The 13,472-nt window shown below is 65.8% G+C and carries 11 protein-coding genes and 2 pseudogenes; 5 read left to right on the top strand and 8 right to left on the bottom strand.

Translation table 11 applies throughout. The features are described 5' to 3' along the window. Positions 1-147: 147 nt before the first annotated feature. Positions 148-849 (top strand): FadR/GntR family transcriptional regulator, encoded by a 702-nt coding sequence (locus FPJ27_RS00745; RefSeq protein ID WP_072440568.1) that lies wholly within the window; start codon positions 148-150, stop codon positions 847-849. Positions 850-887: 38 nt separating this feature from the next. Here the strand turns inward: FPJ27_RS00745 and FPJ27_RS36890 are convergent. After that, positions 888-1,208: pseudogene (locus FPJ27_RS36890) on the bottom strand (3-(3-hydroxyphenyl)propionate hydroxylase); the annotation flags it as partial. A gap of 315 nt (positions 1,209-1,523) precedes the next feature. Between FPJ27_RS36890 and FPJ27_RS00735 the strand changes: the two are divergent. Further along, complete coding sequence (locus tag FPJ27_RS00735; RefSeq protein WP_204421054.1) at positions 1,524-3,629, top strand: TonB-dependent receptor; 2,106 nt, start codon at positions 1,524-1,526, stop codon at positions 3,627-3,629. Positions 3,630-3,665: 36 nt separating this feature from the next. Here the strand turns inward: FPJ27_RS00735 and FPJ27_RS00730 are convergent. Then, positions 3,666-3,818 (bottom strand): annotated as a pseudogene (locus FPJ27_RS00730) (arsenic transporter); the annotation flags it as partial. 198 nt (positions 3,819-4,016) lie between these two features. Here FPJ27_RS00730 and FPJ27_RS00725 point away from each other — a divergent pair. Further along, positions 4,017-4,973: a mannuronate-specific alginate lyase gene (locus FPJ27_RS00725; RefSeq protein WP_072440562.1), complete on the top strand. Its 957-nt coding sequence runs from the start codon at positions 4,017-4,019 to the stop codon at positions 4,971-4,973. A gap of 119 nt (positions 4,974-5,092) precedes the next feature. Here FPJ27_RS00725 and FPJ27_RS00720 read toward each other — a convergent pair whose 3' ends face one another. The 3 genes from FPJ27_RS00720 to FPJ27_RS00710 all read right to left on the bottom strand — a co-directional run bounded on the left by FPJ27_RS00720 (position 5,093) and on the right by FPJ27_RS00710 (position 8,250). After that, positions 5,093-6,508, bottom strand: a complete 1,416-nt coding sequence (locus tag FPJ27_RS00720) for an ATP-binding protein (RefSeq protein WP_343300094.1) — start codon at positions 6,506-6,508, stop codon at positions 5,093-5,095. A 193-nt stretch (positions 6,509-6,701) separates the two neighbouring features. Further along, positions 6,702-7,394, bottom strand: a complete 693-nt coding sequence (locus tag FPJ27_RS00715) for a response regulator transcription factor (protein WP_204421053.1) — start codon at positions 7,392-7,394, stop codon at positions 6,702-6,704. Between the two features lie 10 nt (positions 7,395-7,404). Continuing rightward, complete coding sequence (locus tag FPJ27_RS00710; protein ID WP_239483155.1) at positions 7,405-8,250, bottom strand: MipA/OmpV family protein; 846 nt, start codon at positions 8,248-8,250, stop codon at positions 7,405-7,407. 200 nt (positions 8,251-8,450) lie between these two features. On the opposite strand from FPJ27_RS00710, the gene FPJ27_RS00705 reads away from it, so the two are divergent. Then, the gene (locus FPJ27_RS00705; protein ID WP_204421052.1) at positions 8,451-9,362 is read left to right on the top strand and encodes a DUF72 domain-containing protein; all 912 of its coding nucleotides are present in this window, start codon (positions 8,451-8,453) and stop codon (positions 9,360-9,362) included. Between the two features lie 59 nt (positions 9,363-9,421). Further along, positions 9,422-9,592, top strand: coding sequence for a hypothetical protein (locus tag FPJ27_RS00700; protein ID WP_175963431.1), 171 nt, complete (start codon positions 9,422-9,424; stop codon positions 9,590-9,592). A gap of 11 nt (positions 9,593-9,603) precedes the next feature. Here the strand turns inward: FPJ27_RS00700 and FPJ27_RS00695 are convergent, their stop codons facing one another. The 3 genes from FPJ27_RS00695 to xylF are packed head-to-tail and all read right to left on the bottom strand — an operon-like array spanning position 9,604 to position 13,451. Further along, positions 9,604-10,806: a sugar ABC transporter permease gene (locus FPJ27_RS00695; protein WP_204421051.1), complete on the bottom strand. Its 1,203-nt coding sequence runs from the start codon at positions 10,804-10,806 to the stop codon at positions 9,604-9,606. Next, on the bottom strand, positions 10,803-12,362 hold the full coding sequence (xylG, locus tag FPJ27_RS00690; protein WP_204421050.1) for a D-xylose ABC transporter ATP-binding protein: 1,560 nt from the start codon (positions 12,360-12,362) through the stop codon (positions 10,803-10,805). Before xylG ends, FPJ27_RS00695 begins: the two co-directional genes overlap by 4 nt. Before the next feature lie 60 nt (positions 12,363-12,422). Beyond that, entirely contained in the window at positions 12,423-13,451 is a 1,029-nt protein-coding gene (gene xylF / locus FPJ27_RS00685) for a D-xylose ABC transporter substrate-binding protein (RefSeq protein ID WP_072440550.1), read from the bottom strand. Positions 13,452-13,472 lie beyond the last annotated feature (21 nt).

Raw genomic sequence — 13,472 nt, 5'->3', positions numbered from 1 at the left:
GCCAATTTATATATCCACATCCGATCTTACCAATAGTGAAAACCCGCACATCCGCACGAACGGGCTGCCGTCCGGGGCGACACGACGAGCGTGATAGACTTTGCGACGCGCGCTTGCGCAGAGAGTGCATTGACCAAGATCCATCGGATGAAATCGACAGAACCCAAGCGGCTTTACCAATCGGTCGCGGCCCAGATCGTCGCGTTGATTCGCCAGGGCGAATTCGCGGTCGGCGAACGCCTGCCGCCCGAGCGCGAGCTGGCGCTGACGCTCGGCGTATCGCGTCCGTCGCTTCGCGAGGCGCTGATCGCGCTGGAAATCGGCGGCCAGATCGAGATCCGGATGGGCTCCGGCGTTTATGTACGCGACACGGCGGCCGACGGCGTCGGCACGATGGGCACGCTCGGCGACAGCCCGTCGGAACTGATGCAGGCACGCGCGGCCATCGAAGGCAGCGTCGCCGCGCTGGCCGCGGCGCGGATGACGGCCGCGATGCTCGATCGCCTGCGCCGCACGGTGCAGCGCATGAAGCGGCTCGCGGAGGCCGGCAAGTCGCCCGTCGAAGCCGACCGGCAGTTCCATATGCTGATCGCGGAAGCCGCCGGCAATTCGGTGCTCACCCGCTTCGTCGGCGAGCTGTTCGACAGCCGCCACGACCCGATCGCCGCGGCCATGCGCGGCCACGCGGAGAATCCTCAGACCTGGACCGCCGCCGTGCGGGAGCACGAGGACGTGCTCCACGCGCTGCAGGCCGGCGACCCGATCGCGGCCCAGACGGCCATCCGCGCACATCTTCGCGCGTCCGAAGCGCGATGGATCGACGGTGGCCTGAAATCGGACCCTGATTGACCGGCACACGGGCGCCTTTCGCGCGCCCTGCGCGGGCCGGTCCCGCTGCGCGAACGGCTGACCTGCACGAACCTCGCGCCCAGCGCCGCCCAGTACGCACGATCGTCGTCGCTCAGGCACGCCTGCGGATCGCATTGCCAGCCGACGATCGAGAACCACGGGCCCAGCACGTCGTCGAGCTTGCGGCGCACGCCGTCGGCCGTTTCGACGTCGGGCTGCGCGATCATCCCGCCGACCGCATCGCCCGGCGCCCCCGGCAGCACGACGCCCCGCGTATAGCTCGGCATCGGCTTGAAACGCATCCGCAGGATGTAGTCCTTCAGGCCCGGCGCATACCGCGCGAGCCCGAGGAAACGATCGATTCGATCCTCGTTTACCCGATTCATATCCGAATTTTCCGGGAAAACTTCTTGTCTCCCGGCTCGCCACGCCTCGCGTAGGTTTTACGAAATTCCCTCAATTCGGGATTCATCGACATGGATGGCCATACGAGCGCCGACGGCCGACGCCCCGTTGCCGGCCGCTTCGCATCCCGCTCGGCAACACCACCAACTTACGATTGCAAATGCCTCTCATTTGCATTAAATTCCGGCGCGAATGTACTGTTTCGAACACAGCCGTCGGCGCGAGGCCATCCGCCATGCCCGGACGCAGACCACATCAAAGGACGGGGTATGAGCAGGAAGAACTGGGCGGCCGCACCGATGGCCATCGTCGTCGGCACGGCCGGCCTGGGCGCCGCCGATGCGCAGGAGTTGTCGCTGCCCGCCATCGAGGTCTCGGGGCAGCGCACGACCGCGCCGTTTCGCGCGCCTGAATCGACGAGCGCGACGCGCACCGAGACGGACGTGATGGAAATCCCGTTCGCGGTCAGCAGCGTCGACGCGAAACTGGCCCAGACCGTCGCCGCCACGCGCGGCGAAGACCTGTACGACTGGGTCGCGGGCGTCGCACGGCAGAACAACTTCGGCGGGCTGTGGGACAACTACGCGGTGCGCGGGTTTGCCGGCGACGGCAACACGTCCGGCACCGACTACCTCGTCAACGGCTTCTCGTGGAACCGCGGGATGAGCGTGCCGCGCGACACTGCCAACCTCGAGCGCATGGAAGTGCTCAAGGGGCCCGCGTCCGCGCTGTACGGCCGCGGCGATCCGGGCGGGCTCATCAGCTACACCACGAAGCAGCCGCAGTTCGCGCGCTCGAACACCATCGGCGTGTCGGCCGGCAGCTACGGCGCGTTGCGCGAGACGCTCGATTCGACCGGGCCCGTCACGAAATCGCTCGCGTACCGCTTCGTCGCGATGAACGAGAACAACGGCAGCTTCCGCGATACGGTATCGAGCAAACGCTACCTGTTCGCGCCGTCGTTCACGTGGGACATCGGCGCGGACACGACGCTCCACTACGAGTTCGAAAGCGTGCGCCAGCGCGCGCCGCTCGATCGCGGCGTGGTCGCGGTCAACGGGCAGCTCGGCGCGATTCCGGCATCGCGCTTCCTCGGCGAGCCGCGCGACGGCGACTACGACGTGCGCAACACGGGCCACCAGTTCACGCTCGAGCATCGCGTCGATGCGAACTGGTCGATCAATGCCGGCTTCGCGCAGCGCGACACCGACCTGTCCGGACGATCTTCCGAAGCGTTCGCGCTGCAGCCGGACGGGCGCACGCTGTGGCGCCGCTACCGGCAAGTCGCGTTTCACTCGAACGACCTGCAAGGCCGCATCGAAACGACCGGCAAGTTCCGCACCGGCGGCATCGGCCACACGCTCGTGATGGGCGTCGATGCGTATCGCTTCAACTACGACCAGTTCGTCGCGCGCTCGACGCCGAGCGCCGCCGCGCCGTATGCGATCGACATCTTCGATCCGGTCTACGGCCAGCCGGCACCCGCGCTGCGCACCGCGACCAACCTGCTCGAGCGCGACGACGGGCAAGGTGTCTACGCGCAGGACACGCTGGCGTTCGGGCCGCACTGGAAAATCCTCGCCGGGCTGCGCTGGGATCGCTTCCACCAGTCGGTCGAGAACCGCCTGAAGGGCGTGACGAGCAGCCAGCTGCAGACCGCGTTGAGTCCGCGCCTCGGCGTCGTGTACGAAATGAGCCCCGCGCTGTCGCTGTATGCGAACACCGCATATTCGTTCCGGCCGAACAACGGCGCCGACGCCAACGGCCGCGCGTTCGACCCGGAGAAGGGGCACGGCTACGAAGCCGGCGCGAAATGGGCCGGCACGCGCTGGCTCGCGACGGTCGCGGCGTTCTACGTCAACAAGCGCAACGTGCTGACCGCCGATCCGGCCAACGCCGGCTTCTCGCGCGCGGCCGGCGAGGTGCGTAGCCGCGGCGTCGAATTCGAATGGAACGGCGACCTGGGCCACGGCTTGCGCGGCATCGTCAACCTTGCGTACGTCGATGCCGAGGTCACGCGCGATGCCGTGCTGACGCCCGGTGCGCGCCTCGTCGACATTCCGAAGCTGAGCGGCAGCGCGCTGCTCATGTACGAAACCGCGCTGCCGTTCGCGGACAAGGCCGGCATCGGCACGGGCTTGATCTATGTCGGGCGCCGCGCCGGCAACACCGCGAACACGCAGGACGGCTTCGAGCTGCCGGCCTATGCGACCGTGCAGCTGAACGGCTATGTGCAGGTCGACAAGCACCTGCGCGCGTCGGTCGTGCTGAACAACCTGTTCAATCGCACCACCTACGTCAGCTCGTACAACAGCCTGTGGGTCACGCCGGGCGCGCCGCGCAGCCTGTTCGCGTCGCTCTCCTACTCGTTTTAGTCGAAGCGGTCGCCTGGCGTGCGTCGCGCGTCAGGCGCCGAGTGCAGGCATGCGCGAGCCGTGCAGCACGAGATTCGCCGGGTTCGCGATCGGCAGCACGAAGCTCGCCGCATTGGCCACGAACACGCAGATGTACAGCAGCGGCATCGGGTCGGCCTTCGCGCGGCGTGCACACGCGACGAAGGCCGGATAACCGAACTGCCGCTCGGGGACGCCGCCCAGCGCGGAACAGAGCACCACCCCGGCCCCTGCCCGTTACATTCGGGAAAGGCGGATGAAAGACCGAAACAATAGACTGCCATCGCATGCATTCGCACCGATCGCGTCAGGCCGCCGCCGCGCATTCCGCTTACGCATCGCAAAACAATCATTACCACCGAGGGCCTCATGCGCCATCTGTCGATCCGACCGCTATTTGCAGCGTTGTTCACCGTGGCCGCGCTTTTCGGCGCCACGCCACCTTCGCGCGCATGCGAGGTACCTACCCCCGTGCGGACGATCGATCCACCCGGCTACTACGACGACGCCGCCGGCTATGCGCGCGCCGTGAAGCCCATGCGCGATTTCGTGTCGAAGCTCAACACGGCCGCGAGCCACGGCGACTGGTCGTGCGCATTGACGCTTCTCGACAGCTGGGCGCGATCGGACGCGCTGATGGGCCATATCTCCGGTTATCAGGGCTATTACGAGCGCTCGTGGGCCGGCACGGATTTCGCAATGGTGATCCTGCGCGTGCCGCGCGGCTTGCGCGAAGCGAACCGCGCGCAATTCGACGCGATCGATCCGTGGCTCGAACGCATCGCGATCGCCACCCGCGATGCGGAAGCGATCAACCACCTGCACAACAATCTCGTGTACTGGGCGGGGCTCGACCTGATCGCGATCGGCACCGTCACCGGCAATGCGAGCCTGATCGATTCGGGCCTGCTGCGGGTCCGCGAAGGAATTCGCGACATCGGCCCGGACGGTTCGCTCGCGCGCGAAGTCAAGCGCGGCGACCGCGCGCTCCACTATCACACCTTTGCGCTGCTGCCGCTCGTGTTCGCGGCGGAACTCGTGCAACGGCGCAATATCGACCTCTACCGCGAAAACGACGGCGCGATCGGCCGCCTCGCAAATCTCGTGATCGACGCGGTGGACAATCCCGCGAGCTTCACGAAAATCACGCCGGTCAAGCAGGACCTGTTCCCGTGGACGTTCCGTGACGAACTGAGCTGGGTCGAGCCGTACTACGCGCGCTTCGGCGATCGCCGCCTGCCCGCAATCATCGCGCCGCGCCGCCCGTTCGACGAATGGCGGCTTGGCGGCGACGTGACGGCGGCGTGGGGCGTGCCGCTGCCGTAGGTCCCGGGCGCTCTCGCAGAGCGCGCCCCCGGCGCGACGCCGGGCGTGTCGTGCCCCTGATCGCACCTGCTCTCCCGGCATTGACCCGGCTGGTCGGGGTGCACGGTGCACGAGCGCCGTCATAACCAGACGGTAAACCGCGTTCCCGCCGCGAGACTGCTCACCGTCAACCGCCAGTTGTGCGCCGACGCAATTTCCTTGCATATCGCCAACCCAAGGCCCGCGCCGTCGTGCCTGGTATCGGGCGCGCGCCAGAATCGCTTGAACAGAAACGGAAGATGATCCTTCGGGATGCCGCGGCCTTCGTCGCGAACCTCGATCGAGGCGTCGTCGATCGTCAACGACACGATGCTGTTGGCGGGCGACGCATGGATCGCGTTTTCGACGATATTCTTGAGCAGGATGAACAGTGCGCCCTTGTCCGCCCAGATCGGCGGCGATGCGCGACGCTCCTCGATCCGCAGCGTCACCTGCTTTCCATCTGCCTGACGGGCCAGATACTCGACGACATCCTGCATGACATCGATGGTGCGGACTTCGCCGAAATCGAAATTCTGCGCCTCGCTGACTTCGGCAAGATGCAGTAGCTGCCGAACCTGTCTCGACATCAGATCGATTTCGCGAAACAGCAGGTCTTTTCCTGTGATCTCCGGCTGCAACTCGATCTGGCCGCGGATCAACGTCAGCGGCGTTCGAAGTTCATGCGCGGCAGCCGCAAGAAATTCCTGCTGGACCCTGAAACCGTTCTCCAGCCGTTCAAGCGCGTCGTTGAATGCGTTGATCAACGGCTTGATCTCGCTCGGAACGCCACTGGCCGAAAGGCGCGTCTTGAGCCGGTGCGGCGTTATCCGCGCGGCCGCCCCGGACGCATCTCGCAACGGCTTGAGCACCCGATAGATCGTAAGCGGCAGCACCAGGCCGGAAATAATGAATATAACGAAGAAAATGACCTTGACCGTGGCCGGAATCGACTTGACTTTCGAACCGACCAGCGCGTTCAGGAAACGTTCGCTGGTTGCGGTCTGCACATAGAACACGGAGCGCCCCCGCAGAACCCGCCGCGTCGCGACGAAGAACAGCTTTCCGTCGATATTCAGGTAAGCTATCTTTCCGACGGCTGCAGCCGGATCGTCTATCGGCCATTGACCGGCTGTCTTTGCTCCGATCGACGCAAGCAGGACTCGGCCTTGCCCATCCAGCACACGGTATTTGAGTTCCGCGGGCACGAGATCGAACCCGCCCCCTTCGTCACGATCGGGAAGATCGACGGAATAGGGGCGATCGGCATCGTTGAACCTGAGTCCATTGATTACCCTGTCGACGTTCTCCGTCAGCTCGTGGTAACCCAGCGTCTGCTCCGGATAGCGGTCGAATACGTAGATAACCAGACCGGCGATCGCCGTCAGGCTGATTGCAAGGGCAACGACCGTCGTCGCCCACAGTCGCGCCGACAGACTTCGAATCCAGTGATTGAGCATGACGTCCCCATATTGGAACGGGTGTGGAATGCCGTAGCCGAGCGAAGCGCCGCTCACCGAGCATCTTTGTCGGATGCGCCGCCGGGCGAAGCGATCCGGCCAATCCTTCCGCTCACACGCACGAGCCTGCCACTCGCGTCCGGGCAGAGCGCACCCTCGTGCACGTATCGTCCTCGTCACCCCTCACGCATCGCGTCTCGTCCCACCCCAAGACGCCTCCGGCGAGCGTGCTCGAGTGCGGAACGCTCCGCTACCGTTGCGGCGGCCCGGAGACTTCCTCGACGGCGAATCCCACGCCGCGAAGGTTCGTCAGGCGTGTCCTTGTGTCGATCGACGCCAGTTTTTTACGCAACCGGTGCACGGTCACTTCCAGTGCATTCGGTGTGACGGCTTCGGCAAGCCCCCAGGCGGCATGCTCGAGCGCCGCATGCCGCACCGTTCGGCCGGCCGCTTCGATCAGGCAAAGCATGATCTGCAGTTCAGCGGGCGCAAGCTGAACCGACCGCGCGCCGCAGCGCATCTCACGTTGCAGCGGATCCACTGCAATGTCCGCGAATGACGCGACAAGCGCGGTCAGCGCCGCTGGCCGACGCATCAGCGTGCGCACCCGCGCAACCAGCTCGCTCATTTCAAACGGCTTGGTCACGTAGTCGTCCGCGCCGCTTTCGAGCCCGTCGACACGATCGTGCAAAGCATCGCGCGCCGTCAGCATGAGGCATGGCGTCATCCGACCGGCCGCGCGCAACGCGCGCAGAAAGGACAGCCCGTCGCCGTCCGGAAGGCTACGATCGATGATCAACACCGCGTAGTCGAGCTGGCGCACGCCGTAGGTCGCTCCGGAGATGTTGCGAAACTGATCGGCTTCGATGCCCACTCGCATGAGGGCCTGGCTCACCATGTCGGCAAGGCGTGCATGGTCCTCGACAATCGCAACTCGCGACATGACGTTGCACTCACTTGAATTGGTACAGGTAGCCGACCCGGATCTCCGGGATGAACCGCTTGCCGACAAGAGGACTATCCGTGAGACCGCTGCCAAGATGCGACACGCCAACGTCCAACAGGAGGCGTTGATGCTTCGCGAAGTTGTAGTCGACACGCGTTCCCAACGAAGTCTTCCAGGTTGCCGTGCCGGTGTACGCCGGACGTCCGGGGCGCACCTCGGCGGGGCGCACGCCGTAATAGTAATCGACGTATTTGCCGCTCAACCAGTCCACGCCCACATGCGGAGCGATCGAGAAATCTCCGACATCAAAAGACTTGCTGTAGTCCAGGCTCGCACGCTGCCCCTTGTTTCCGCCCGCCAGATAGTCTCCCGAAAGCGTGCCGAATGCGGTATGTAAAGCAAGCGCGGGACCGTACCAGAATGCACCATGTCGGTCTTCCATGCCATTCAGGATTGGCGCATCGGACTGCTTGTAACCATCGCCGAGCGAAAACTTTCCGCGCAGCGCAACGCTTATACCACTCCAGTTCCCGATCTTCACGTCGATCGCGGTACCGAAAACATGTACCCACTTATCGTCGAAGTAGACCAGCGGGAGCGGCTCGACTTTCGAGCCGTATCCCTTGTATGGCGATTCCCCGATGCCGACGCCCGCACCAAGACCCCAGTGGGTCACGTTCGCCGCATTGTTCAGGATCGCAAGACCGGAACGCTGCGCATCGATATGGTCGGCGTCGCCTTCTTCCGCCCACGCCGGCCCGGAAATGAGCGCGAACCATGCAGCAGTCAGCAATATACGGCGAACAGGCAACGGATTTTTTATCACGATCGATCCCAGGAAGTCGGTGGACAAAGCGGAACCGACTTTATGGGAACCCGACTTACCGGTTACTTACCGTTCAAAAGTTCACTGCGTTGCAGCGCGCGCAGCGTCGATGATGCGATGGCCGCCGAGGCCAGTCGGGCCTACGATTTGTCGCCCTCCGACATCGAGCCCGACGGCACGCACCTTGCTAATCACGACGGCATCCACCGGCCCCCCCGGACATCGACGTGACGAGCAAATCAGGTGAAATTCACATCGGCATTTCAGGCTGGCGCTACGGCGGCTGGCGCGGCACCTTCTATCCGAAAGGGCTGAAGCAGGCCGCCGAGCTGCAGTACGCATCGAACCGGATGCAGACCATCGAAATCAACGGTACGCACTACAGCCTGCAATCGCTCGACAGCTGGCAGCACTGGTACGACGAAACGCCGCCGGATTTCACGTTCAGCGTGAAGGGTTCACGCTACCTGACCCACATGCTGCGCTTTCGCGGCGAAACGGCGACGGTCGCATGCGCGAACTTTTTCGCGCAGGGGCTCCTGGCGCTGAGGGACAAGCTCGGGCCGATCCTCTGGCAGTTTCCGCCGTCGCTGCGGTTCGACCCCGAGCACATGGAGCACTTCCTGGGCCTGCTGCCGACCGATACGGCAGCCGCGCTCGCTCTCGCGCAACAGCACGATCGCAAGGTCAGGACGCCGTATCTTCGGATCGACCGCAAGCGCAAGCTGCGTCACGCAGTCGAAGTGCGTCACGCGAGCTTCGTGGATCCGGCGTTCGTGAAGCTGCTGCGCCGCCACGGCGTGGCGCTCGTCGTGTCGGATTCGACCGAGCCATGGCCGCAGTTCGAAGACCTGAGCGCGGGCTTCGTCTACATGCGGCTGCACGGTACCGAAACGAAGTATTCCGGCGAATACTCCGATGCGGCACTCGAACACTGGGCGCGCAGAATCGAGTCGTGGAGCCGCGGCGAACAGCCCGCCGATGCCCGTCTCGCCGCACCGGAGCTGCCTGCGCCGTGCGCGCGAACACGCGACGTGTATTGCTACTTCGACAACGACGCAAAAACGAACGCACCGTTCGACGCCCGGCGTTTGATGGAACGCCTCGGTCTGCGTGCGCACGAAGCGGCGGCCGGATAAAACGGCATGCCGCACGGCAGCAGTCTGCACGATGTAACCGAACCGCAAGGAGAGGAACGATGACCCTGCTTATCTACCTGGTCGGATGGATCATTTTCATCGGCGGCGTGGCATGGGGACTGGTGACGCTGCACGTGTCCCAGCACATCGTCGAGATCGTCGCCGTCATTCTGTTCGGCATCGCGGTGATCACGGGCGCGACGCGCGCCCGCAACCGCGACCGGACGTAGCGCGCGCCGCGTCACCGCCGGTTCGACCGCGACACCACGTCGATCCACACCGCCAGCACCAGCACCGCGCCCTTGACGATCATCTGCCAGTACGCGTCGACGTCCAGCATCGACATGCCGTTGTCGAGGCTCGCCATCACGAGCGCGCCGATCAGCGCGCCGTAGACGGTGCCCGACCCGCCGCGCATCGACGTGCCGCCGATGAAGCATGCGGCGATCGCGTCGAGTTCGCCCATCGAGCCCGCGGACGGCGAGCCGGCCGCGAGCCGCGCGGTGTTGACGATGCCCGCGAACGCGCACATCAGCCCCATCAGCGCGAAGATCGCGAGCTTCACGCGATCGGTATCGACGCCCGACAGCCGCGTCGCCTCGAGATTCGAGCCGACCGCGTAGATGCGCCGGCCGAACACGGTCTGCGTCGCGATCCACGAGAAGATGCCGAGCAGCGCGAGCAGCAGCAGCACCGGCACCGGAATGCCGCCGTAGCGGTCGAGCGTCGCGACGAACGCGAGCAGCACCGCGCCCGCGCCCGCGATCTTCACGACGTCCTGCCACAGCGGCGCGACCGCAAGCCGGTAGCGGCGCCGCGTGCCGCGCTGCCGCACGACCAGCAGCACGACGAGCGCGAACAGCAGCAGCGCGAGGCCGTCCCCCGCCACGCGCGGCAGATAGCCCTGCCCGAGGAACACGAAGCCCTCCGACACGGGCGCGATCGTCGAGCCGCCTGTCACGCCAAGCAGGATCCCGCGAAACGCGAGCATCCCGCCCAGCCCGACGATGAACGACGGCACGCGCCGGTAGGTCGACCACCAGCCGTTGAAGAGCCCGATCAGCACGCCGAGCGCGAGCACGGCCGGCACCGTCGCGGCGACCGGCCAGTGGCGGTTCACGTCGAGGATCGCCGCGACGCCGCCGAGCAGCCCGAGCAGCGAACCGACCGACAGGTCGATCTCGCCCGCGATGATCACGAACACCATCCCGCACGCGAGCATGCCGGTGATCGACATCTGCCGCAGCAGGTTCGACACGTTGCGCGGCGTGACGAACGCGCCGTCGGTCAGCACCGAGAAGAACGCCCAGATCGCGACGACCGCGAACAGCAGCGCGAGGATCTTGTAGCGCACGAAGACCTGGCGAAGCGGACGGCCAGTTGAACGGCCGCGCGCGTCGGCGTCCGGCGCCGCCGGAGTAGAGGAGGAAAGTTCGGAATTCATGTCGCACTCGCTGCAATGGGTTCGGTCGGACGCCGCGCGGGCTTCAGCGCGGCGCCGAGGATCTGTTCCTGCGTGAGGCCTTCGTTGACGAAATCGCCGCGCAGCTCGCCTTCGCCGATCACCAGCACGCGGTCGGCGAGCCCGAGCACCTCGGGCATTTCCGACGACACGACGATCAGCGCGACGCCGCGCTTCGCGAGCGCGAACACGAGCCGGTAGATCTCGGCCTTCGCGCCCACGTCGACGCCGCGCGTCGGCTCGTCGAGGATCAGCACCTGTGGGTCGGCGAGCAGCATCTTCGCGAGCACGGCCTTCTGCTGGTTGCCGCCGGACAGGCTCGAGATCGGCAGGAACGGATGCGCGGCGCGCACCGACAGCCGCTGCATCTCGGTGCGGATCGCGTCCAGCTCCGCGGCCGCATCGATCCGCCCGCGCGCCGCGAAGCGCCGCAGCACCGCCAGCGTGATGTTGTGGCCGACGCCGAGCTGCGGCACGATGCCGTGGCGCTTGCGATCCTCGGGCACCATCGCGATGCCGGCGCGGATCGCGTCGGCAGGCGAGCGGATCGCGAGCGGCCGGCCGTTCATCAGCACGGTCGCCGTGCACGCGCCCGGATACGCGCCGAAGATCGCCTGCATCAGCTCGGTGCGGCCCGCGCCGACGAGCCCGGCGACGCCGAGAATCTCGCCGCGCCGCACGCTGAACGACACGTCGTCGACCCGCTTGCGGCGCGTGTTCGTCACGTCGCGACAGGTCACGTGGCGCGCTTCCAGCACGACGTCGCCGATTTCGTGCGGCTCGCGCGGATACAGGTCGCGGATTTCGCGGCCGACCATCATCGAAATGATCCGGTCGGTCGTCAGCGTGCGCATCGGCTCGGTCGCGACATGGCGGCCGTCGCGGATCACGGACACCGTGTCGCACACGGCCTCGACCTCGTCGAGCTTGTGCGAGATATACACGCACGCGACGCCGCGGCGCTTCAGGTCGCGCACGATGTCGAGCAGGATGCGCGTTTCGGAAGCGCTCAGCGACGACGAAGGCTCGTCGAGGATCAGCAGCTTCGCGCGCTTGTTCAGCGCCTTCGCGATCTCGATCAGCTGCTGGTGTCCGCCGCCGTAGTTCATCACCGGCTGCGCGACGTTGATCGAGTCGATCCGCAACTCGCGCAGCAGTTCCTCGGCACGCTGGACCATCGCCGCGTAGTGCATGCGGCCGCCCGGCAGCGTGATCTCGTTGCCGAGGAAGATGTTCTCGGCCACCGACAGTTCGGGCACGAGCATCAGTTCCTGGTGGATGATCACGATGCCCGCGCGCTCGGTGTCGCGCACGCCGGACGCGACGAGCGGCGCGCCTTCCCAGCGGATCTCGCCGTCCCACGTGCCGTGCGGATAAACACCCGAGAGCACCTTCATCAGCGTCGATTTGCCCGCGCCGTTCTCGCCGCACAGCCCCACGCACTCGCCCGGCCGCACCGTCAGGTCGATGCCGTCGAGCGCCTTCACGCCGTCGAAATCCTTGACGATGCCGCGCATCGTCAGCAAGGGTTCGGTCATTCGCTCATGCCTCGCAGTATGCGCGCGGACGCACCGGTGGGCCGTCCGCGCGCCGCGCCGTTACTGGCTCGCCAGCTGCGCCTGGGTATAGAAGCCGTCCTTCACGACGATGTCGACGTTGCGCTTGGTCAGCAGCGTCGGCTGCAGCAGCACCGTGTCGACCTTCTTCTTGCCGTTGTCGTATTGCGCGTTGAACGCGGGCTTCGCGCCCTTCGCGAGATCCACCGCGAGCTTCGCCGCTTCGCTCGCGATCAGCTTGAGCGGCTTGTAGACGGTCATCGTCTGCGTGCCGGCGATCACGCGCTTGACCGCCGCGAGGTCCGCATCCTGCCCGGACACCGGCACCTTGCCGGCCAGATGCTGCGCGGCGAGCGCTTGGATCGCGCCGCCCGCGGTGCCGTCGTTCGACGCGACGATCGCGTCGATCTTGTTGTTGTTCGCGGTCAGCGCATCCTCGACGATCCGCAGCGCGGTCGACGCGCTCCACTCGGGCACCCATTGTTGGCCGACGACCTTGATGTCGCCGCGATCGATCGCCGGCTTCAGCACCTTCAGCTGTCCTTCGCGCAGCATCTTCGCGTTGTTGTCGGTCGGCGCGCCGCCGAGCAGGAAATAGTTGCCCTTCGGCTTCGCGTCGTAGACGCCCTGCGCCTGCAGCTCGCCCACCTTCTGGTTGTCGAACGAGATGTATGCATCGACGTCGGCGTCGAGAATCAGCCGGTCGTACGACACCACCTTGATGCCCGCCTTGCGCGCTTCGGCGACGACGTTGCCGAGCGTCTTCGAATTGAACGGCACGATCACGATCACATCCACGCCGCGCGAGATCAGGTTCTCGATCTGCGAGATCTGCCGCGCCTCGCTCGCGTCCGCGGACTGCACGGACACCTTCGCGCCGAGCTGCGTGGCGGCGGCCACGAAATAGTCGCGGTCGCGCGACCAGCGCTCGACGCGCAGGTCGTCGATGCAGAAGCCGATTTCCGGCTTGTCCTTGCTCGCATGCGCGAGCGGTGCGCCAAGCGTGAGAGCCGCCAACGTGGCGGCGCCTGCCAGCGCACTCAATACGGTACGACGCGTTACGGATTTCATGTCTCCAACTCCTCTCTTTAT

It is taken from the genome of Burkholderia sp. MS455, from assembly GCF_016899445.1.
In the GTDB taxonomy this organism is placed as follows: Bacteria; Pseudomonadota; Gammaproteobacteria; order Burkholderiales; family Burkholderiaceae; genus Burkholderia; species Burkholderia pyrrocinia_C.
The sequence above is the reverse complement of the archived record's forward strand: the minus strand, read 5'-3'. Positions and strand labels throughout refer to the sequence as shown.

What these genes read in the sequence shown, in the direction of transcription:
- FPJ27_RS00695 (WP_204421051.1), bottom strand. Translation starts at nt 10,806, where the DNA reads ATGAATTCCGAACTTTCCTCCTCTACTCCGGCGGCGCCGGACGCCGAC.
- FPJ27_RS00700 (WP_175963431.1), top strand. Translation starts at nt 9,422, where the DNA reads ATGACCCTGCTTATCTACCTGGTCGGATGGATCATTTTCATCGGCGGC.
- FPJ27_RS00725 (WP_072440562.1), top strand. Translation starts at nt 4,017, where the DNA reads ATGCGCCATCTGTCGATCCGACCGCTATTTGCAGCGTTGTTCACCGTG.
- FPJ27_RS00735 (WP_204421054.1), top strand. Translation starts at nt 1,524, where the DNA reads ATGAGCAGGAAGAACTGGGCGGCCGCACCGATGGCCATCGTCGTCGGC.
- FPJ27_RS00745 (WP_072440568.1), top strand. Translation starts at nt 148, where the DNA reads ATGAAATCGACAGAACCCAAGCGGCTTTACCAATCGGTCGCGGCCCAG.
- xylF (WP_072440550.1), bottom strand. Translation starts at nt 13,451, where the DNA reads ATGAAATCCGTAACGCGTCGTACCGTATTGAGTGCGCTGGCAGGCGCC.
- FPJ27_RS00715 (WP_204421053.1), bottom strand. Translation starts at nt 7,394, where the DNA reads ATGTCGCGAGTTGCGATTGTCGAGGACCATGCACGCCTTGCCGACATG.
- xylG (WP_204421050.1), bottom strand. Translation starts at nt 12,362, where the DNA reads ATGACCGAACCCTTGCTGACGATGCGCGGCATCGTCAAGGATTTCGAC.